The sequence below is a fragment of the Luteimonas sp. GW821-FHT14E02 genome (assembly GCF_058803905.1).
Genome location: NZ_JBXAPK010000004.1, coordinates 18,026 through 37,675 on the forward strand (window position 1 = coordinate 18,026; position 19,650 = coordinate 37,675).

17 protein-coding genes are annotated in these 19,650 nt (G+C 65.7%); 7 read left to right on the forward strand and 10 right to left on the reverse strand.

Translation table 11 applies throughout. The annotated features are described in order from the left end of the window. Positions 1–129: 129 nt before the first annotated feature. The gene (locus AC1RNP_RS07830; RefSeq protein WP_493050699.1) at positions 130–630 is read left to right on the forward strand and encodes a disulfide bond formation protein B; all 501 of its coding nucleotides are present in this window, start codon (positions 130–132) and stop codon (positions 628–630) included. Positions 631–818: 188 nt separating this feature from the next. Then, on the forward strand, positions 819–2,213 hold the full coding sequence (locus AC1RNP_RS07835) for a class II 3-deoxy-7-phosphoheptulonate synthase (RefSeq protein ID WP_493050700.1): 1,395 nt from the start codon (positions 819–821) through the stop codon (positions 2,211–2,213). 43 nt (positions 2,214–2,256) lie between these two features. Here AC1RNP_RS07835 and AC1RNP_RS07840 read toward each other — a convergent pair whose 3' ends face one another. From AC1RNP_RS07840 to typA, 4 genes are all read right to left on the reverse strand, one after another. Next, positions 2,257–3,396: a mechanosensitive ion channel family protein gene (locus tag AC1RNP_RS07840; RefSeq protein ID WP_493050701.1), complete on the reverse strand. Its 1,140-nt coding sequence runs from the start codon at positions 3,394–3,396 to the stop codon at positions 2,257–2,259. A 123-nt stretch (positions 3,397–3,519) separates the two neighbouring features. After that, on the reverse strand, positions 3,520–5,121 hold the full coding sequence (locus AC1RNP_RS07845; protein WP_493050702.1) for an amidase: 1,602 nt from the start codon (positions 5,119–5,121) through the stop codon (positions 3,520–3,522). A gap of 149 nt (positions 5,122–5,270) precedes the next feature. Further along, positions 5,271–5,741: a DUF2127 domain-containing protein gene (locus tag AC1RNP_RS07850; protein ID WP_493050703.1), complete on the reverse strand. Its 471-nt coding sequence runs from the start codon at positions 5,739–5,741 to the stop codon at positions 5,271–5,273. Positions 5,742–5,776: 35 nt separating this feature from the next. Next, a complete protein-coding gene (gene typA, locus AC1RNP_RS07855) occupies positions 5,777–7,624 on the reverse strand; it encodes a translational GTPase TypA (RefSeq protein ID WP_493050704.1) in 1,848 nt (615 codons plus the stop codon). A 171-nt stretch (positions 7,625–7,795) separates the two neighbouring features. On the opposite strand from typA, the gene AC1RNP_RS07860 reads away from it, so the two are divergent. Next, entirely contained in the window at positions 7,796–8,290 is a 495-nt protein-coding gene (locus AC1RNP_RS07860; protein ID WP_493050705.1) for a peptidylprolyl isomerase, read from the forward strand. Positions 8,291–8,368: 78 nt separating this feature from the next. Here the strand turns inward: AC1RNP_RS07860 and AC1RNP_RS07865 are convergent, their stop codons facing one another. The 5 genes from AC1RNP_RS07865 to AC1RNP_RS07885 form a co-directional block, all read right to left on the reverse strand. Beyond that, positions 8,369–9,445: a hypothetical protein gene (locus AC1RNP_RS07865; RefSeq protein ID WP_493050706.1), complete on the reverse strand. Its 1,077-nt coding sequence runs from the start codon at positions 9,443–9,445 to the stop codon at positions 8,369–8,371. Between the two features lie 47 nt (positions 9,446–9,492). Beyond that, entirely contained in the window at positions 9,493–10,407 is a 915-nt protein-coding gene (locus AC1RNP_RS07870; RefSeq protein ID WP_493050707.1) for a c-type cytochrome, read from the reverse strand. A gap of 39 nt (positions 10,408–10,446) precedes the next feature. Next, the gene (locus AC1RNP_RS07875; RefSeq protein ID WP_493050708.1) at positions 10,447–10,872 is read right to left on the reverse strand and encodes a hypothetical protein; all 426 of its coding nucleotides are present in this window, start codon (positions 10,870–10,872) and stop codon (positions 10,447–10,449) included. 75 nt (positions 10,873–10,947) lie between these two features. After that, positions 10,948–12,210 (reverse strand): OmpA family protein, encoded by a 1,263-nt coding sequence (locus tag AC1RNP_RS07880; protein ID WP_493050709.1) that lies wholly within the window; start codon positions 12,208–12,210, stop codon positions 10,948–10,950. A 250-nt stretch (positions 12,211–12,460) separates the two neighbouring features. Beyond that, on the reverse strand, positions 12,461–13,060 hold the full coding sequence (locus tag AC1RNP_RS07885) for a DUF3617 domain-containing protein (protein WP_493050711.1): 600 nt from the start codon (positions 13,058–13,060) through the stop codon (positions 12,461–12,463). Positions 13,061–13,308: 248 nt separating this feature from the next. On the opposite strand from AC1RNP_RS07885, the gene AC1RNP_RS07890 reads away from it, so the two are divergent. The 4 genes from AC1RNP_RS07890 to AC1RNP_RS07905 all read left to right on the forward strand — a co-directional run bounded on the left by AC1RNP_RS07890 (position 13,309) and on the right by AC1RNP_RS07905 (position 18,858). Then, the gene (locus AC1RNP_RS07890; protein ID WP_493050712.1) at positions 13,309–16,065 is read left to right on the forward strand and encodes a tetratricopeptide repeat protein; all 2,757 of its coding nucleotides are present in this window, start codon (positions 13,309–13,311) and stop codon (positions 16,063–16,065) included. A 116-nt stretch (positions 16,066–16,181) separates the two neighbouring features. Beyond that, positions 16,182–17,384, forward strand: a complete 1,203-nt coding sequence (locus tag AC1RNP_RS07895) for a pyridoxal phosphate-dependent aminotransferase (protein ID WP_493050713.1) — start codon at positions 16,182–16,184, stop codon at positions 17,382–17,384. 33 nt (positions 17,385–17,417) lie between these two features. After that, the gene (locus AC1RNP_RS07900; RefSeq protein WP_493050714.1) at positions 17,418–17,798 is read left to right on the forward strand and encodes a glutaredoxin family protein; all 381 of its coding nucleotides are present in this window, start codon (positions 17,418–17,420) and stop codon (positions 17,796–17,798) included. A 73-nt stretch (positions 17,799–17,871) separates the two neighbouring features. Continuing rightward, entirely contained in the window at positions 17,872–18,858 is a 987-nt protein-coding gene (locus tag AC1RNP_RS07905; protein ID WP_493050715.1) for a malate dehydrogenase, read from the forward strand. 73 nt (positions 18,859–18,931) lie between these two features. On the opposite strand, the gene AC1RNP_RS07910 is transcribed toward AC1RNP_RS07905, so the two are convergent. Then, complete coding sequence (locus tag AC1RNP_RS07910) at positions 18,932–19,516, reverse strand: superoxide dismutase (RefSeq protein WP_493050716.1); 585 nt, start codon at positions 19,514–19,516, stop codon at positions 18,932–18,934. Positions 19,517–19,650 lie beyond the last annotated feature (134 nt).

Genomic DNA, 19,650 nt, shown 5'->3' on the forward strand with positions numbered 1-19,650 from the left:
GGTGGCGCGATGTCGATCGCTGAGATTGCCGCCACCCGTCTTTGGTTTTGCTATGTTGATGCGCTCCGGATTCCCTGCCCGCGAGGAAGACGAATCCGGCCCGATGACTCCAGGTCCTTCCCGATGCCGTTGAATATTTCCCGCTGGTCTTTCCGTGCGCAATGCCTGTTCGGCTTCGCGATCTGTGCCGCGCTGATCGGGTTCGCGCTGTTCTCGCAGTTCCAGTGGGGCCTGCAGCCGTGCCCGCTGTGCATCTTCCAGCGCATCGCCTTCGCCGCGCTCGGCGTGGTGCTGCTGATCGCCGGCTTGCATGCGCCGCGCGGCGGCAAGGGGCGCGCGGCTTACGGCGTGCTCGCCCTGATTCCGGCGCTGGCCGGCATCGGCATCGCCGCCCGCCATGTCTGGATCACGCACCTGCCGGCGGACCAGGTGCCCGAATGCGGCCCGCCGCTGTCGTTCATGATGGAGGCCAATCCGCTGACCGAGGTGATCAAGAAGGTGCTCACCGGCTCCGGCGAATGCGCCAAGGTCGACTGGAGCTTCCTGGGCCTGTCGATGCCGGCCTGGAGCCTGCTCTGGTTCGTGCTGCTGACGCTGCTGGTCCTGACGGCCGCCTTCCGCCGCCGCTGAGCGGCTGAGCATCGAAAGTCCGGCCATGGGAGGCCGGCGCCTCTTGATCACGGACGATCATACGAATAGTTGCGAAAGCAAGGGTTGCAGACGGCGTTTTTCAGGCAGATGATGCTTTCGCTGCGCCGCAACAATGCGCTGCTTTCCCAACTCCCGCACTTGCCTGTGCGGATTTTTCGAATACGAATATGCCGTCCTCCGATCGCACCCTCCGCACCGTGAACCTTCCCGCCGACTGGGCACCCGATAGCTGGCGCTCGCGCAAGGCCCTGCAGCTGCCGGCCTATCCGGATGCCGTGGCGCTTGCTGGCGTGCAGGACGAATTGCGCGCGCTGCCGCCGCTGGTGACGTCGTGGGAAATCCTCGCGCTCAAGCAGCAGCTTGCCGAGGCACAGGAAGGCAAGCGCTTCCTGCTGCAGGGCGGCGATTGCGCGGAGAGTTTCAGCGACTGCACGTCCGACGTGATCTCCAACCGTCTCAAGGTGCTGCTGCAGATGAGCCTGGTGCTCGTGCACGGCCTGCGCCTGCCGGTGGTGCGCGTGGGCCGCTTCGCCGGCCAGTACGCCAAGCCGCGTTCGGCCGACCTGGAAACGCGCGGCGACATATCGCTGCCGAGCTATCGCGGCGACGTGGTCAACGGTCCCGAGTTCACGCCGGAAGCGCGCACGCCCGATCCGCGCCGCATGGTCAAGGCGCATGCGCGTTCGGCGATGACGATGAATTTCGTGCGTTCGCTGATCGACGGTGGTTTCGCCGACCTGCATCATCCCGAATACTGGGACCTGCGCTGGGTGAAGCATTCGCCGCTCGCGGACGAGTATCACCGCATGGTGTCCAACATCGGCGATGCGGTGAAGTTCATGGAGACGCTGTCCGGCTCGCAGGTGTACAACCTCAACCGCGTCGACTTCTACACCTCGCACGAAGCGCTGCTGCTGCCTTATGAGGAATCGCAGACGCGCGAGGTGCCGCGGCAGTGGGGCTGGTTCAACCTCAGCACGCACTTCCCGTGGATCGGCATGCGCACCGCCGCGGTCGATGGCGCGCACAGCGAATACTTCCGCGGCATCCGCAATCCGATCGCGGTGAAGGTCGGGCCATCGGTCACGCCGGATCAATTGCTCGAACTCATGGACGTGCTCAATCCGGACGACGAACCGGGACGGTTGAGCCTGATCCATCGCATGGGTGCGTCGCAGGTGGCGGAGAAGCTGCCGCCGCTGCTGGAAGCGGTGAAGCGCGACGGTCGCCGCGTGCTGTGGATCTGCGATCCGATGCACGGCAACACCGAGTCGACCAGCAACGGTTTCAAGACGCGCCGCTTCGACAAGATCCGCGGCGAGATCGAGCAATCCTTCGACGTGCACGCGGCGGCGGGCACGCGCCTGGGCGGCGTGCATCTGGAACTGACGGGCGAGGACGTCACCGAATGTACGGGCGGCGCGCGCGATCTGACCGACGTCGATCTCGAACGCGCCTATCGCTCCACCGTCGATCCGCGCCTGAACTACGAGCAGGCGCTGGAAACGGCGATGCTGATCGTGCGCAAGCAGTCGCAGCTGGGTTCGGCGGTGCGCGTCTAAGCGGGGCGCGACGTTCCCGTCCGCCCGCCGCGGGTATCGCTGCTCAGCTGCCCGGAATTTCCGCGCCGTCCTCCGCACGTGGTGAGCTGGGCAGCTCGGGTTCGGCCGGCGTTCGAGATGGCGCTCGCGTCGGTACCGGGGCGACGCCGGTTCGCAGCACCGGCAGGGATTGCGGATGCTCGCGCTGCAGGAAATCGATCAGGCGCTCGCGCACGGCGCAGCGCAGGTCGAAGGCGTCGCCCGAGTTGCCCGAACTGACCAGGCAACGCACCTGCATCGAACGGTTGTCGGTCTCGGTGACCTGGGCGATGCATACACGCCCGTCCCAGCGTGGATCGGTGTCGCAGATGCGCTGAAGCTCAGCGCGAAGCGCCTCCATCGGCGTGTGGTAGTCGAGCCACAGGAACACGCTGCCGATCAGCTGCGCCGAACTGCGCGTCCAGTTCTGGAACGGGTTCTCGATGAACCAGACCAGCGGCACGACCATCCGGCGTTCGTCCCAGATCCGCACTACGACATAAGTACTGGTGATCTCCTCGATGCGTCCCCATTCGCCCTCGACGATGACCACGTCGTCCAGCCGGATCGGCTGCGCCAGCGCGATCTGCAGGCCCGCGATGAGGTTGCCGAACACCGGCTTGGCGGCGATGCCGGCGACGATGCCGAGCACGCCGGCCGAGGCGAGCAGCGTCGCGCCGAGCTGGCGCACGGTGGGGAAGGTCATCAGCACGGACGCCAGTCCCAGGCACAGCAGTCCGCCCATCGCCACGCGCGCCAGCACGCGCGTCTGCGTCTGGATGCGCCGCGCGAGGAGATTGTCGGCGATGTCGACCGGATAGTGTCGCAGGATGGCGCGTTCGGCCACCGATACCAGGCGCAATCCGAGGCCGGTGAGACAGGCGATCAGTCCCAATCCGATCGCGTGCCGCGCGAGCGTCAGGTCGCGCGGACCCAGTGGGGTGTGCGACAAGGCAAGGGTGAGGAACAGCAGCGGCAGCGCCACCGCGGCCGGCATCGCGAACGCGCGCAACAAAGCCGCACGCAGCGACTGGCTCCGGCGCGTGCGCCGCGCGAGCGCGAGCAACGACTGGCGGGCGATGAAGCCGAGCAGCAGGGCTGTCGACAACGGCAGCGCCCAGCGTGCCAGTAATGCGGTGTCGATGTTTTCGAGCCACCGATCCATCGATGGCCATTTTCCGGCAGGGAGTGTTAAGACTTGTTATTGGCGTGTCTTCACGCACGGAACGGCGGTCGTGACACGCGATTCATCGGATATCGTTCCGCGTCGCGACGTCGCAATGGAGCGTCATGGCGCGATCGTCGGCACGAAGCGCGGCGGCTTGCGCGCATGCGTGCGCTGCTCAAAGGCATAGGCCAGTTCGATGAGGCGCGCCTCGCTCCAGGCGCGGCCCATGAAGATCAGCCCGAACGGCAGGCCATGGCTGTCGCCCATCGGCACGGTGATGCTGGGGGTGCCCGCGACCGCTGCCGCGCCGTAGCCGGCGCCGGTGAAGTGATCGCCGTTGACCGGATCGGTCAGCCAGGCCGGTCCGGTCGCCGGTGCGATCAGCGCATCGAGTTTGTCTTTCTCGAGCGCGGCCTCGAGGCCTTCCTTGCCGGCCAGGCGACGCGCCTTGTCGCGCGCGTCGAGGTAGGCCTTGTCGGTGAGTGGACCTTTCTTTTGCGCCTGCTCGAACAGCTCCTGTCCGAACCACGGCATTTCCAGCGCGGCGTGGTTCTTGTCGAATGCGATCAGTCCATCCAGTGTCTTGATCGGTGCATCGCTCTGGCGCAGGTACGATTCGAGGTCGCTCTTGAATTCGTACAGCAGCACTTCGAATTCGGCCTCGTCCCATTGTCCGGCGGTGGCGATCTTGGTCTCGACGATCGTGGCGCCGGCGGCCTTCAACGCATCGACCGCGCGTTCGAATGCCGCGTTGACATCGGGTTGCGCATTGACGCCGTGTTCCTTCAGCACGCCGATGCGCGCGCCTTTCAATGCATCGGGTTTCAGGTGCGTCGAATAATCGATGGATGCCGGACGCGAGGCCTGCGTCGATGCGGCATCGGCTTCGTCGCGCGCGGCGATCGCGGTGAGCAGGAGCGCCGCATCGGCGACATTGCGTGTCATCGGTCCGGCCGTATCCTGGCTGTGCGAGATCGGGATGATGCCCTGGCGGCTCACCAATCCGACCGTTGGCTTGATGCCGACGAGTCCCGCCACCGACGATGGACAAATCACGCTGCCGTCGGTCTCGGTGCCGATGCCGGCGACGGCGAGGTTGGCGGCGATCGCGGTCCCGGTGCCGGCACTGGAACCGCAGGGATTGCGATCGAGCGCATACGGATTCTTGGTCTGCCCGCCGCGTCCGCTCCAGCCGGAGGTGGAGCGCGAGGAACGGAAGTTCGCCCATTCGCTGAGGTTGGTCTTGCCGAGGATCACGGCGCCGGCTTCGCGCAGGCGCTGTACGAGGAAGGCATCGCGCCTGGGTTTGTGCTCGGCGAGCGCGAGCGATCCGGCCGAGTTGATCATCGGCGTCGCATCGATGTTGTCCTTGAGCAGGACCGGAATCCCGTGCAGCGGTCCGCGCGTCTTCCCGGCCTTGCGTTCGTCGTCGCGTGCCGCGGCTTCCTTCAGTGCGTCCGGATTGAGTTCGATCACCGAATTCAATGCCGGACCGGCATCGTCGATCGCAGCGATGCGGATGAGATAGGCGTGGGTCAGCGTCGCGCTGTCGAGTTCACCTCGTGACATGCGCGATTGCAGGGCGGCGATGTCGGTTTCTTCGAAGGCGAAGGAAGCGGCCGCTGCGCTGAAGTCCGGCTTGGGAGCGCTGTCCTGCGCTTGCACGGTGAAAGCAAACGCGCACAGCCACAACGCGTACATCGGATGGCGAGGCGAGGACATCGCGGGCTCCTGTTGGCGAAGAATCATGGCTGGGTGGGGAGGGGGCGCCGACAGGATACGGTCGTCTGAGCGTTTTGGCCCAGGCCCCATCATTTCCGTCATTCCCGCCTTCGCGGGAATGACGGAATCTTTCAGTGCGATGAGGTGGTTCAGCGCCGCCGTTTGGCGAGATCGCGCCCGAGCACCCACACCACGAGCAGGTTCAGGGCCAGCACCGCCACCGACAGCCAGCCCGGGTGCTTGAACAAGGCGTAGATATCGAGCGGCAGATACACGGCCGCGCTGATGCAGCCCAGCCACGAGGCCCAGGCCTTGGCGCGCCACAGGCCCCAGGCTTCGAGCATGCGCATCAGGCCGTAGATCAGCGCGATCGCGGCGGCGGTATGCACCGAATCGGGATTGATCGCCTGCGTCAGCCAGCCCAAGGGGCCGTGATTGGGATCGAGCTGGAAGCGAGCGGTGAGTTCGCGCAGCCAGCGCACCAGCGGGGCGGGACCGAGCAGTTCAAGACCGCTGGCGACGAAGATCGCCAGCAGCCCCTTGGCGGCTTCGAAGATCGCGATGGCGTGCAGGCCCGGATGCGCGTGCGGATCCGGGTTGTAGTGCACGTCGACTTCCATGCGGTTTTCTGTACGGCGCGATTTAAGTGACGCGATTACGCGGCGCGGCTGGCGCGCTTGCGGTCGACTTCGGTGCGCAGCTTCTTGCGCAGGCGGATCGCCTTGGGCGTGACTTCGACCAGTTCGTCATCGTCGATGAACTCCAGCGCCTGTTCCAGCGACAGCTTGATCGGCGGGATCAGGCCTTCGTCCTGGTCCTTGCCGGCGGCGCGGAAGTTGGTCAGCTGCTTGCCGCGCAAGGCATTGACGGTGAGGTCGTTGTCCTTGGAGTGGATGCCGACGATCTGGCCTTCGTAGATTTCCTCACCCGGCTCGATGAAGAGGCGGCCGCGTTCCTGCATGGCGATCTGCGCGTAGGCGGGCGAGGGGCCGGTGCCGTTGGAGATCAGCACGCCGTTGATGCGCTGGCCGATGTCGCCTTCCGCGCGCGGGGCGTAATGATCGAAGACGTGGAACAGCAGGCCGGTGCCGGCGGTGAGCGTGCGGAATTCGGTCTGGAAGCCGATCAGTCCACGCGCGGGGATGAGGAACTCCAGGCGCACGCGGCCCTTGCCGTCCGGTTCCATGTTCTGCAGTTGCGCCTTGCGCTCGCCGAGGCGGCCCATCACGCCGCCCTGGAATTGTTCTTCCATGTCGACGACGAGCTGCTCGTAGGGCTCCTGCTTCACGCCGTCGATGTCGCGGATGATCACTTCCGGACGCGACACCGCCAGCTCGTAGCCTTCGCGGCGCATGGTTTCGATCAGGATCGACAGATGCAGTTCGCCGCGGCCGCTGACCTTGAACTTGTCGGCGTCGGCGGTGTCCTCGACCTTCAGCGCGACGTTGTGCTGCGTTTCGCGCGTGAGGCGGTCGCGCAGCTGGCGTGAGGTGAGGAACTTGCCGCCGCTGCGCTCCTTCACGCCGGCGAACGGCGAATCGTTGACCTGGAAGGTCATCGAGATCGTCGGTTCGTCGACGGTGAGCACGGGCAGTTGCTCAACCGCGTCCTGTGCGCACAGCGTATCGGAGATGCCGAGGCCTTCGATGCCGCTGAAGGCGATGATGTCGCCGGCCTGTGCTTCCGGCACTTCCACGCGCTCCAGGCCCATGAAGCCGAGCACCTGCAGCACCTTGGCGTTGCGCGTCTTGCCTTCGCGGTCGATCACGGCGACGGACTGGTTGGTCTTCACCTTGCCACGCTGGATGCGGCCGACGCCGATGATGCCGACGTAGTTGTTGTAGTCGAGCGAGGTGACGCGCATCTGGAACGGGCCGTCCGGATCGACCGGCGGCGCGGGCACGTGCTGCGTGATCGCTTCGAACAGCGGCGTCATGTCGCCTTCGCGCACGTCCTCGGTGAGGCCGGCGTAGCCCTGCAGGCCGGAAGCGTAGACGGTGTGGAAGTCGAGCTGGTCGTCGTTGGCGCCGAGGCGATCGAACAGATCGAAGGTCTGGTCCAGCACCCAGCTCGGGCGCGCGCCCGGACGGTCGACCTTGTTCACCACCACGATCGGCTTGAAGCCCATCGCGAACGCCTTCTGCGTGACGAAGCGCGTCTGCGGCATCGGACCGTCCATCGCGTCGACCAGGATCAGCACCGAGTCGACCATCGACAGCACGCGCTCGACCTCGCCACCGAAGTCGGCGTGGCCGGGGGTGTCGACGATGTTGATGCGCCAGGCTTCGCCGGTCTTCGGATCGGTCCAGCGGATCGCGGTGTTCTTGGACAGGATCGTGATGCCACGTTCCTTTTCCAGATCGTTGCTGTCCATGACGCGGTCGGGGACCACGGCGCGCTCGCTGAGCGTGCCCGACTGCTTGAGCAGCTGGTCAACGAGGGTGGTCTTGCCATGGTCGACGTGGGCGACGATGGCGATATTGCGAAGGCGTTCGATGGACATGACGAGATGCGCGCACAGCGGTGGAGCGGGGCGCGGACAGGTAGTTGAAGGTAGCCCATCATTATAGCGTGTTGCGGTGCGGCAAAGGTGGCGATGGGGGCCATCCATTGAATCAGGCCGCCCCGGCCCTTATCTCCGGGACCTGTCCCATCCCAAACAGAAGGTTCCCGCATGTCCCTGCATGCCGTTTTCGACACCGACCGTGGCCCGATCAAGATCGAGCTGTACCCCGACAAGGCGCCGCTGACGGTGGCCAGTTTCGTCAATCTGGCCAAGCACGGGTTCTATGACGGGCTGAGCTTCCACCGCGTGATCCCCGATTTCATGATCCAGGGCGGCTGCCCGGAGGGCTCCGGCCGCGGCGGCCCGGGCTACAAGTTCGAGGACGAGACCCGCAACGGCGTGAAACATGAACGCGGCGTGCTCTCGATGGCCAATGCCGGCCCCAACACCAACGGCAGCCAGTTCTTCATCACCCACGTCGCTACGCCCTGGCTGGACGGCAAGCACACCGTGTTCGGCAAGGTCGTCGAAGGCCTGGAGGCCGTGGACAAGGTGAAGCAGGGCGATGCGATCAAGTCGGTCCACATCGAAGGCGACGCCGATGCCGCACTGGCCGCGAAGGCGGACCGCGTGGCGGAGTGGAACAAGATCCTGGCGGCCTGAGCCACCCTCACCCCAACCCCTCTCCCGCAAGCGGGAGAGGGGCTGAAAGCCTGCCGCGAGAGCGAACGCCCAACCCGCTCACTCCCCGCTGCCCCCACCGCCTTCGCGCTTCCCCATGATGAAGCTGCCCGGCACCCCCATTCCCATGATCCCGCCCGGCGTCGAGGCCGGCCCCGCGCGCACCACCCCGATCTGCGCGCCGGTCACCCCGCCTTGCACCATCGGCTCGCCGCCCATGCTGGTGAGTTCCAGCACGCCGCCATTGGCGCCTTTCGACAGGCTCGCGATCGCGTTGCCCTGATCGTTCCAGACCGCGACCAGCCCGCCGCCGTCGTTCTCGGCGCGCAGCGAGGCGATCGGTCGATCCGAATCACGGAACACGCTGACATTGCCGCTGCGATTGGCGTCGCTGCCGACCTTGGCCAGCAGCTTGCCGCCGGGATCGCGGATTTCAACGCCGCCTTCGTTGTCGCTGTTGCTCACACCGACGGCGGCGAGCGGATTCTTCGGCCCGGACGCGTTCGAATACAGCCGCAGCGCCACGTTTCCTTTCTCGGTGATGCCGAGGTTGGCGATGCGCTGATTGTTCTTGCGCACCTCGAAGCCCTTGTCCTCGCTCATCAATGTCTTGATGTCGTTCTCGCCGCTGTCGCCGGCGATGTAGGCGCCGAGCGTTCCGTCGTGCATTTCGCCGAACCAGCCTTGATTGCCTGAGTTCATCACGCGCATGCCGGGTTTGTCGCCGCCTTCGATGGCCACGCCCTTGGTCGTGGTACCCGCGCCATCGAGCACGTATACGCCGCGAATCGAACCGTCAGTGACCTGCATGATCGGCACGCCCTTGTCGTCCACCACCGCGAACGGCGCTTGTACCTGGTTGCCTTTCTGCTTCGATTCCAGCGCAGCGACGCGTTTGGCCAGTGCCGCGGTCTGGCTTTGCTCCTCGACTGATTGCAGGCCGCCGAGCCGCTTTTCGATTTCCTTGACGCGTTTGTTCAGCGCGTCGTATCGGGCTTGCAGTTGTTCAACCTCTCGTGCGGTGAGGCCGGTAGCGGAGGGCGGATCGGAGGGCGGATTCTGCTGGGCGCATGCCACTGCGGGAAGCAGTGACGACGCGAGGGACAACAACAGGATGGCGAGTTTGTGTCTTGGCACGGGAGTTTCCTCGGGCTTCAAAGGCCGCTGGTTGCGCGGTGGCATCATCATCTACGAGTTGCCGCCGGCAGGGATTGCAGATGGAGATGCAGGGCAGCCAGATCGGTGTCGTTGAGCTGTGCCAGCGACGCGAAGGGCATCACCTTGCTGATTTGGCTGCCGTCGGGACGCAAGCCGGTGCGCATCATCCTGGTGAAGGTGTCGGGCTGGCGATAACGCGCCATCACGCCGGTGGCGCTCGGCCTCAGATCGGCAGCGGCCGGCCAGTCCGGCGGCGCGCCGGGAATCTTGCCGCCGGACAGATCCGCGCCGTGACAGCCCATGCACATGTTGGCGACGTAGGCGCCATGCGTCGCGGTCGCGCCGACAGGCACCGGTCGCGCGGGCGGCAGCCGATGATCGATCTTCTCGGCCGCGTCCTGCATCAGACCCACGGCGTAGGCGAACTTCACCATCAGCGGCATCCGGATTTCCGCTTGTCCGCCTTGGGTCGGCGGCAGGCGGAGCACATAGGCGAGCAATGCGGCGAGATCGTCGTCGGTCAGACGGTTGTAGTCCTCGCTCGGCATGATTAGCAGGGGATGTCCTTGCGGATCGAGGCCGTGGCGGATGCTGCGTACCCAATCACGCGGCGTGTAATTCGCAGTCGGACTGCCGGCGCCGGACGTGATGTTCGGCGCTTTCACGTACAACCCGTTGGGATCGTCGATGAAGACGCGCCCGTGACCATCGGCGCCGTGGCATTCCATGCAGCCGCGCGAGCGATACAAGTATTCACCATGCGCGAGCGATTCGGGCGTGGCGGGATAGTCGATGGGCGCGACCGCCACGTCGACGACGCGTTCCTGCTTGCTTGCGGCGGAGAACGAAATGATCGCGATCGCGAGCACGGCCAGGATTGCGATCGCGACCACGGCGGTGAAGGTGATCCTGAGAGGAGTGATCTTGAGAGAACGTTCCACGAAGTAGCAGTTCCTTGGAAGGACTAAAGGTGCGTGCGGTCAGCGAACGACGGCGATGCGATCGCCACTCACGCGCACGCGCGCGCCTTCGCGGAGGCGATCGGGAAGCTCGTTGTGCCGGATCACCCGCTGACGACCATCGTTCATGCGGATGGTGATGTCGTAGTCATGCCCGTTGTCTTCGTCGGCATCGCTGTCTTTCGTCGCGGCATCGCGCGCGGCGTCCGCGACGGTGGCGACGTCGTCGTTGATGTGGTCCAGGGCGATGTCGCCGAGCGAGCCGCCCATGGCACGCAGAACAGCCTTGCCGCGACGATGCCGGCGTGCGTCGACCGGTTCGATGCGTTCGACGATGCCGCAATCGCGGCAGGTTTCGGAGGCGCGCGTCGCGAGTGCGTCGTTCGATGAAGAACGATATCGCCCGGTGGCATCGGCGAGGCCGGTACACGCGAACAGGGACGTCATCAGGAGAATGGTGTGAAAGCGCATCATCGAATGGCGGCTCGTGGATTGAACGGGAATGCGTGAGGACAACCTGACTTAGAGCTTGGCCAGCTCGACGCGACGGTTCTTCGCGCGTCCGGCGTCGGTGGCGTTGCTGGCGACCGGATCGGTGTCGCCCTTGCCTTGCGGTCGCAGGCGATCGCCGGCGATGCCGTAATCGCGAGTCAGTGCCTGGACGACGGCATTGGCGCGACGCTGCGACAACGCCAGGTTGTAGGCCGGTGTGCCCATGTTGTCGGTGTGGCCGATCACCGCGACCTTCAGCGTGCCGTCGTTCTTCAGCAGTTCGGAGATCTGATCGAGCTGCGGTTTGGATTCCGGCTTGATGTCGGATTTGTCGAAATCGAACAGGATCCCGTACACCGAGATGTTGCCGGTGCTGGCGATGGCGCTCGCCATTTCGGTGGCGCTGGAGGTTTTCACCTCCGGCGCCTTGGTTTCGAGGGGCGGTGTCGCTTCGCCGAGCGAGTCGGTCGTGGTTGTCTTGTCCTCGACGAAGACTTCCTTTACGGCCGGTGTCCGGTCCTGGATCTTCGGTTCGCGATCCTGGATGGTCGGTTCGCGATCCTGAATTGCTGGATCCTTGTGTTCGGTGATCGGCGCTTCCGGTGCCTGCTTCGCGGGCTCGACGGCCTTGACCTTGTCGGATTCCATCGACTTGGTTTCCACCACGTCCACCAGCACGCGCGGCAGGATGTGGCCTTCGTCGCTGTCGCCGGCCAGCAGCGCGACATAGGTGACGCCTTGCGGCTGCGCCGACTTGTACAGGCCGTAGCGCGTGTGATTGGCGTAGTGGCGTCCGTTGTCGGCGATGTCGAAGTTGTCGAGCAGATCGCCGAGATTGCCCGGATCCTTGTGCGCGCCGGCGAGGCAGGCATTGTCATTGCAGGCATATACCTGCTCGAAGCCGTTGGCCTTGAGTTTGGCCTCGTAGTTGCGGAACAGTTCCAGCGAAGAACGCTCGGCGGGCGCTTCGTAGCGGATCTTGGTGTGGCGACCTTCGAGCCTCAGCCATTCCGCGCCGGAACGGTCGTCGACGGCGTCGCGGTCCACCATCGATTGATAATCGACCGGCGCCTGCATCAGTGCGGCTTCGTCGAATTCGGATTGCTTGTAGGCGCGGATGCTGGCGCCTTCGTAGCGGCCAACCAGAGGGTGATCCTTGGCGCCGTCGATGTCGCGAGCGAGTGCGGCGGACGCTTCCTGTTCGGCCGCCTCCTGGGCTTGCGCCGTGGAGCAGAACAGCGCGGTGGCGAGGCAGGCAAGCGCAAGGGGGCGCAATGCGTGGCGGAAATTCATGCTGCGAAAACTCCTGTACGTGATGTGCGGGGGCATGCTGTGAGGAGAAAGGGCCAGAGCCTCTCCTTCCTGGATCGGCTCCGGCGGTGCGAGTGGGGGATTTCGGTACTCGCTTCCATGTCCGCGCAAGCGCGGGACATGCACGCGGGCCGTCCTGGCCCGCGGCTTCCGAATCCTTCCGGAAGCTTCCTTTGAGGTGATGTGGCTTCGAAGTGATGCGGTCTTGAAGTAGTGCCGACGCGGCGCGGCGTCAGCCGTCCGCGTGCAGGCTGTCCGGCAGTTCGGCCGGATGCATGACGTCCTCGCCGTAGGCCTGCGTGTAGGCGGTGCCGGGTTTCTGGTCCTGCTGGCAGTCACCGACGCGCTCGGCGAAATGACTGGCCTTCTCGCCGCTCTCGACGTCGTCCGGGGTGTGGTGGGTGATGACGTCGCGGAAATAGAGATCGTCGCCGTCGATGCGGACGCGCGTGGTGACGATCTTGTCCTCGAAGCGGCAAACCGAATTACCCAGGTAGAGGCCGGGCTTCGGCGTGCCGTGGTCGGTGGTGCATCTGGCTTGCGCGGGCGTGGGCGGGTCGATCAGTGCCGTGCTGGCGGCATCGATGCACAGGTAGACCTTGCCTCGCTCGCTCAGCGTATTGAACTCCGGTCCCTCGATCCGCCACAGGCCGGGCTTGAGCAGGGTCCTGGTGGCGCCGGCCTGGCTCGGGACCTGCGCGGCTTTCGTCGACGCTGTCGCCGGCGATGCGTGAGTGGCGGTCTTCTGATCCTGGTTGCGCTGGCTGCACCCCATGCCCGCAACGGCGGTGGCCAATAACAGGACGAGTGCGGGTGAGGGTGTGCCGGTCATGAGGTGTCTCCGAGTGGAAGCGCCGATGCGTGAATGAAAATGTCTGGACGACTGTCTTGAGTTCGCTGAATGCGCCGATGCTGGTTCATTGGCCTGATCGGGCCTGATGGGCCTTGATTCGAGGCGCTACCGTAGTGATCGCGATTGGCGCCGACCCGGAAGAAAATTTCTTTTCTTTGTGATTTTTCTTTCGTCATCGCTGAAAATGACGGCACAGGGGCGACCGGCTTCACGTTTTCGGGTAAGGCATGGCCGCGAAAGAGGCATATCGATTCGGCGGCTTTCTGCTGGAAGCCGATCAGCGCCGGCTCTGGCGCGAACAACAAATCGTCGAGCTGCCGCCGAAGGTGTTCGATACCTTGCTGTTGCTGGTGCGCCATGCGGGCGAACTGGTCGGGCGCGATGTGTTCTTCGCCACCTTGTGGCCGAACACGGTCGTCACCGATGCGAGCCTCGGCCGCCACATCTGGCAGGTGCGTCGCGCGCTCGGGCAGAGCGACGGCGAAGAGGCTTACATCCAGACCGTGCCGAAGCAGGGGTACCGGTTCATCGCGCCCGTGCAGAAGATCGCCGAGAGCGAATCCGTTGTCGTGGAAGACGGTGAGGAAGGCGGCGATGGCATCGGGGGCGTAACGACGGTTTCGTCGCGGGAAACGCCGGACAACGCAAGCGTCGATGCCGTGTCGCCGGCTCCGGCCGTCGCGGCAAGGCGGCGAAGCCGTGTGTGGGCATGGTCCGCGCTGGCGGCATTGCTGGTCGTCGCGCTGGCCGGCGCCTGGTGGTGGATGCGTCCCGCGGCCGCACCGGTGAACGTCTCCGGGACCGCGATCGACGGCTCGACCTTGGTCGCGCTGTTCGATGTCGGCCCTGCCGATGCCGGCGATCCAGGTACCGGCGGCGCATGGCTGGGCGCGGCGTTGTCGGAGTTGCTGGATCACGAGCTGGCGTTGAATGAAAGCCTGCAAATCGTCTCCGGCCGCCGTCTGTCGGAACTGGCGCCGCTCGACGCCGGCGAGGAACCCGATCGCGACTTGCTGCAACGTCTGCACAACCAGGTGGGCATCGGCCTGGCCATCGCCGGGCGCTATCGCGATCTGTCCGCGCAAGCGCCGGGAAAACTCGGTGTGGAATTGCAGGTCTTCGATGCCGTCACTGGTGCCGTTCTGCACACCATCGAGGTCGAAGGCGATCGCAGCCATCTCGGTGAACTGGCGAGCGCCGCTGGCGAGCGCTTGCGTCGGGACCTCGGTCTGCAGCGCCTGACCACCGCGTTCGCGGCCACGCGCAAGGCCACGTCTAGCGACGATGCCGAAGTGCTGGAGCACTACGCCGAGGGCGTGCTTGCCGCGCGCCGTGGCGATGGCAACACCGCGCGCACGCGCCTGGGCGCGGCGGTGGCGCGCGCGCCCGACTTCCTGCCCGCGCAGCTGGCGCTCTCGCGCACCTTGCAGGAACAAGGCTACGGCCAGCGCGCCGCCGAGGTCGCGCGTACCGCGCTCACGCGCGCGGTCGGCGCGCCGCGCGAGATGCGCCTGGCGCTGGAAGCGCAGATGTACGAAGCGGAGAAATCCTGGCCGCAGGCGATCGAGACCTATCAGGCGCTGTATCGCTTCTATCCGGAGGAAATCGAATACGGACTGGGGCTGGCGCGCGCGCAGGCCAAGGGCGACAACGTCAACCAGGCACTCGCGACCCTGGCGGCGCTGCGCCGCAACGGCAGCGGCGACGATCCGCGCGTGGATCTGTGCGCGGCCGATCTTGCCGAGGCGCGCGATGACTATCCGGCGCTGCTGGCGGCCGCCGAGAGCGCTTTGAAGAGCGCGCAGAAATTGCAGGCGCCGCATTTGATCGCGCTGGCGCTGCGCAATCGCGCCTGGGCGCAGGACAAACTCGGTCACGACGCTGCGGTCCTGGCCGATTACGGCGAGGCGGCGCGTCTATACCGGCAATTGAGAGACCCGCTGGGGCAGGCGAGCATCCACAACGAACTGGGCAGCTACTACTTCAACCATGGTGATTTCGCCCGCGCCGCGCCGCTGTATCAGCAGGCGCTGGTGCTGTTCGAGGGCGCGGGCGTGAAGTCGGGCGAAATCGCCGCGTTGTCCAATCTGGCCAACATCGCCTGGGAGCAGGACAAGCGCGGCGAAGTGAAGAACCGGCTGGAAACCGTGCTGCAGCTCGGGCGCGAGCTCGGCGATCCGGAGCGCGAAGCCTGGACGCTCAGCGCGCTGGGCACCGTGCAGGCCGACATGGGGCAGACCGCGGCGGCGCTGGCCAGCTATCGCGACGCGATCGCGGTCTCCGAACGCAACGGCCTGGAGGGGCAGGGCGCATGGTCGCGGCGCGAAATGGCGGAGTTGCTGCGCCTGCGCGGCGAATACGCGCAAGCGCGCCATCTGGCGGAAGAAGCGCTGGCGGTGGAAGGGCGGCTGAAGAATCGCAGTGGCGAAGCCGAAGCGCTGATGCGCCTGGGGCAGATACTGCGTGACAGCGGCGACTTCGCGGGCGCGCGGACACGCCTGCAAGCGGCGTTGTCGGTGTCGCGCCGCGACAAGCTGGATTACACCACCGCCTGCATCGAGATGGAGCTGGCGGTCCTGTCGCTGCGCGAGAACAGGCCGAACGACGCCTTGCCGCTGCTCCAGGGCATCGTTCCGATCCTGCAGAACAATGATTCGAAGTCGGGACTCGCGCTCGTGGAAGCGCTGCGGGCGGAAGCGCTGTCGGCGCTGCGTCGGGGAGAGGAAGCCCATGCGGCGCTGAAGAACGCGGTGGCATTCGCCGAGGCGCACCCCGACACGCTGGAGGCGTTGGCCATCCGCATGAGCGAGGTGCGCGTGCTGACGGCGGAGCACCAGCGCGACAACGCCGCCGCACGCACTGCCACGCTCGTCAAGCAGGTCAGGCAGCGCGAGCTGGGAGGGTTGCTGGCACAGATCGAGCTGTTGCAGAAGCAGGGGTTGCAGAATCCGAGCCAGGCGGCGGGCGTCACGGCGATCCGCTGAGCGCCTCGGTAGCCCGCGCCGCCGTCCGCAACTGGCGGAGAAATGCCACGGAAAGGCCCCTCGAAGGCGGCCGCGCCGTTACAATGACGGGGTTCCCACCAGGTCAAGCTCCCCCCATGCCCCCCGCACTTTCCCGGCGCATCGGTCGCGCCAAGCCCAGCGCGATCATGCAGGTGGCCGAAAAGGCCAAGCAGCTCAAGGCCGAAGGCCGCGACATCATCAGTTTTTCCATCGGCGTTCCCAACTTCCTCCCCGGTCCGCACGTGTACGAAGCCGCGCGCGCGGCGCTGGAGAAGGATTCCGGCCAGTACGGCAGCAACCGCGGCGCCGACGCGCTGCTGGATGCCTTCCTCAAGCACATCGAACAGGTCGGCCTGACCGGCTACACGCGCGCCAACTGCGCCACCGGCATCGGTGCCAAGCACGTGCTGTACAACATCTGCGACGCGATCCTGGACGAAGGTGACGGCTTCGCGTTCCCGACGCCGTACTGGACCAGCTATCTCGACATCGCCGAGATTCTCAACGCCGACATCCAGCTGCTGCCGTGCCCGCCGGAGCAGGACTACAAGCTCACGCCGGCGCAACTCGACGCCGCGCTGGCGAAGAAGCCCAAGCTCTTCCTATTCAACAACCCGTCCAACCCGACGGGCATGGTGTACACGAAGGAAGAAATCGCGGCCCTGGCCGACGTGGTGGCCAAGTATCCGGACACGTGGATCCTCACCGATGACATCTACAACCGCATGGTGTTCGACGGCATCGGCTACCACAACTTCCTGCATTTCCGTCCGGAATTGCGCGATCGCCTGATCTTCATGGATTCGCTGTCGAAGACCTACGGCATGCCGGGCTGGCGCGTCGGTTTCATGGTCGGGCCGGAATCGATCGCCAAGGCGATCACCACGCTCAACTCCAACCACATCACCAACATCCCGGAAATCGTCACCGCCGCCGCGGTCGCCGCGCTGACCGGGCCGCAGGACGTCCCGGCGCAGAAAAACGCCGAGTTCCAGGCCAAGCGCGATCAGGTGCTGGCCGTGCTCAACGCGATTCCCGGCGTGGTGTGCCCGAAACCGCAAGGTGCGTTCTACGCGTTCCCGGACATCAGCGTCGCCTTCGGCAAGTCGCACAACGGCAAGAAGATCGAGAACGATTTCGACGTCTGCAACGCGCTGCTGGAAAGCAAGGGCGTGGCCTGCGTGCCGGGCTCGGCGTTCGGCGAGCCGCGTGCGCTGCGCATCAGCTACACCTGCCCGACGCCGCAGCTGGCGCCCGGGTTGCAGCGCTTCCAGGAATTCTTCGCCGAACTCGCCTGAGTTCGGCGCAAGAACACGACGGCGGCGATCGGTATGCGCATCCTCGTCCTGCTGCTGGTGCTCGGGCTGGCGGGTGGTCTGTATCAATACTCGCGCGGGAAGCTGCCCTTCCTGCCCGGTGCCGAGACGCAGGTGCAGCTGCAGCCCGGCGATCCGCGCATGGTCACCGGCGAGACCGGCGTGGTCATGCTGATGGCGGAGTGGTGCGGCTATTGCGCGAAGCTGCGCAAGGATTTCGAACTGGCGAACGTGCGTTACCGCATGCTCGACGTCGACACGCCCGAAGGCGACCAGGCGATGCAGGCAATGGGCCTCCAGGGCGTGCCGGTGCTGATCGTCGGGCAGGACGTCGTGCATGGCTACCAGCCCAATGAAATCCGCCAATTGCTCGAACCGCTCGGGTATCGCCTCTGATTCGTCGGCCCACGGCCGCGTTGCCGCGGGCCTTGTCCCTCACTTTTGACCCTTCAGCAAAAGGAACCCCCTCATGAAGACTCCACTCCGTGTTGCCGTCACCGGCGCCGCCGGCCAGATCGGCTACGCCCTGCTGTTCCGCATCGCTTCCGGCGAAATGCTCGGCAAGGACCAGCCCGTGATCCTGCAGTTGCTGGAACTGCCGATCGACAAGGCCCAGGCCGCGCTCAAGGGCGTGATCATGGAGCTGGAAGACTGCGCGTTCCCGCTGCTGGCCGGCGTGATCGGCACCGATGATCCGAAGGTCGCGTTCAAGGACGTCGACGTCGCCCTGCTGGTCGGCGCCAAGCCGCGCGGCCCGGGCATGGAGCGCAAGGATCTGCTGCTGGAGAACGCCAAGATCTTCACCGAGCAGGGCAAGGCGCTGAACGAAGTGGCCAGCCGCAACGTGAAGGTGCTGGTGGTCGGCAATCCGGCCAACACCAACGCCTACATCGCCATGAAGTCGGCGCCGGACCTGCCGGCGAAGAACTTCACCGCGATGCTGCGCCTGGACCACAACCGCGCGCTCAGCCAGCTCGCCATCAAGGCCGGCGTCGCCGTGGGCGACATCGAGAAGCTGATCGTGTGGGGCAACCACAGCCCGACCATGTATCCGGACTACCGCTTCGCCACCGCCGGCGGCGCTTCGCTGAAGGACAAGATCAACGACGCGGCCTGGAACAGCGATACCTTCATCCCGCAGGTGGGCAAGCGCGGCGCCGCGATCATCGAGGCGCGCGGCCTGTCGTCGGCCGCTTCGGCCGCCAACGCCGCCATCGACCACGTCCGCGACTGGGTGCTGGGCAGCAACGGCAAGTGGGTGACGATGGGCGTGCCGTCCGACGGCAGCTACGGCATTCCGGAAGGCGTGATCTACGGCGTGCCGGTGACCACCGTCAATGGCGAATACACGCGCGTCGAGAATCTTGAGATCGATGCCTTCAGCCGCGAGCGCATGGACAAGACGCTGGCCGAGCTCGAGGAAGAGCGCGCCGGCGTGGCGCATCTGCTGGGCTGATCGTTTCGAGCGATGCACATGAAAACGCCGGGCGATTGCCCGGCGTTTTCGTTTCCGGCGAAGCGAGTTCGCTTCACTTCATGCGATCGGCCACCGCGCGCCAGTCCACGATGTTCCAGAACGCCTCGACGTACTTCGAGCGCGCATGGCGGTAATCGAGATAGTAGGCGTGCTCCCACAGGCAGCACGCCAGCAGCGGCGTGTCGTCGCCGGTGAGCGGTGTGGCGGCGTTGGCGGTGGCGGCGATGTTCAGCGTGCCGTCTCCGCGCTGCAGGAGCCAGAGCCAGCCCGGGCCGAACGTGCGCTCGGCGATCGCGGCGAATTGCGCCTTGAAGCGCGCGAAGTCTCCGAAAGTCCGGGTGATGGCTTCCGCCAGCTTGTCCGCGGGCTCGCCACCGCCTCCGCCGGCGGCCGGTTTCAGGCCCGCCCAGTAGAAGGCGTCGTTCCAGGCCTGGGAAGCATGGTTGAACAGGTTGCCCTGGGCCTTGCGCACGATGTCCTGCAAGGCCGCTTCGGCGAGCTCGGTGGCCTCGATCGCGGCATTCACCTGCTCCAGGTGCGCCTTCTGCAGGTTGTGATGGCTTTCCACCGTCTCGGCGGACAGATGCGGTTCGAGGGCGCTGGCGGCGTAGGGCAGGGATGGGATTTCGAGGGTCATGTTCCGGTCGGGTTGAAGAGGCGGGCCCCTGGTTTGACGGCGCCGACGATGCGGGCGTCCGGGCTTACAATATGCAATTCCACCCCCACAAGCACGACCCACGGCCCCGGCGCATGCCGCGACCGTGTTTCCAG

Coding starts and splice junctions, on each gene's coding strand:
- AC1RNP_RS07835 (WP_493050700.1), top strand. CDS start 819: ATGCCGTCCTCCGATCGCACCCTCCGCACCGTGAACCTTCCCGCCGAC.
- AC1RNP_RS07840 (WP_493050701.1), bottom strand. CDS start 3,396: ATGGATCGGTGGCTCGAAAACATCGACACCGCATTACTGGCACGCTGG.
- AC1RNP_RS07845 (WP_493050702.1), bottom strand. CDS start 5,121: ATGTCCTCGCCTCGCCATCCGATGTACGCGTTGTGGCTGTGCGCGTTT.
- AC1RNP_RS07850 (WP_493050703.1), bottom strand. CDS start 5,741: ATGGAAGTCGACGTGCACTACAACCCGGATCCGCACGCGCATCCGGGC.
- typA (WP_493050704.1), bottom strand. CDS start 7,624: ATGTCCATCGAACGCCTTCGCAATATCGCCATCGTCGCCCACGTCGAC.
- AC1RNP_RS07860 (WP_493050705.1), top strand. CDS start 7,796: ATGTCCCTGCATGCCGTTTTCGACACCGACCGTGGCCCGATCAAGATC.
- AC1RNP_RS07875 (WP_493050708.1), bottom strand. CDS start 10,872: ATGACGTCCCTGTTCGCGTGTACCGGCCTCGCCGATGCCACCGGGCGA.
- AC1RNP_RS07880 (WP_493050709.1), bottom strand. CDS start 12,210: ATGAATTTCCGCCACGCATTGCGCCCCCTTGCGCTTGCCTGCCTCGCC.
- AC1RNP_RS07885 (WP_493050711.1), bottom strand. CDS start 13,060: ATGACCGGCACACCCTCACCCGCACTCGTCCTGTTATTGGCCACCGCC.
- AC1RNP_RS07890 (WP_493050712.1), top strand. CDS start 13,309: ATGGCCGCGAAAGAGGCATATCGATTCGGCGGCTTTCTGCTGGAAGCC.
- AC1RNP_RS07895 (WP_493050713.1), top strand. CDS start 16,182: ATGCCCCCCGCACTTTCCCGGCGCATCGGTCGCGCCAAGCCCAGCGCG.
- AC1RNP_RS07900 (WP_493050714.1), top strand. CDS start 17,418: ATGCGCATCCTCGTCCTGCTGCTGGTGCTCGGGCTGGCGGGTGGTCTG.
- AC1RNP_RS07905 (WP_493050715.1), top strand. CDS start 17,872: ATGAAGACTCCACTCCGTGTTGCCGTCACCGGCGCCGCCGGCCAGATC.
- AC1RNP_RS07910 (WP_493050716.1), bottom strand. CDS start 19,516: ATGACCCTCGAAATCCCATCCCTGCCCTACGCCGCCAGCGCCCTCGAA.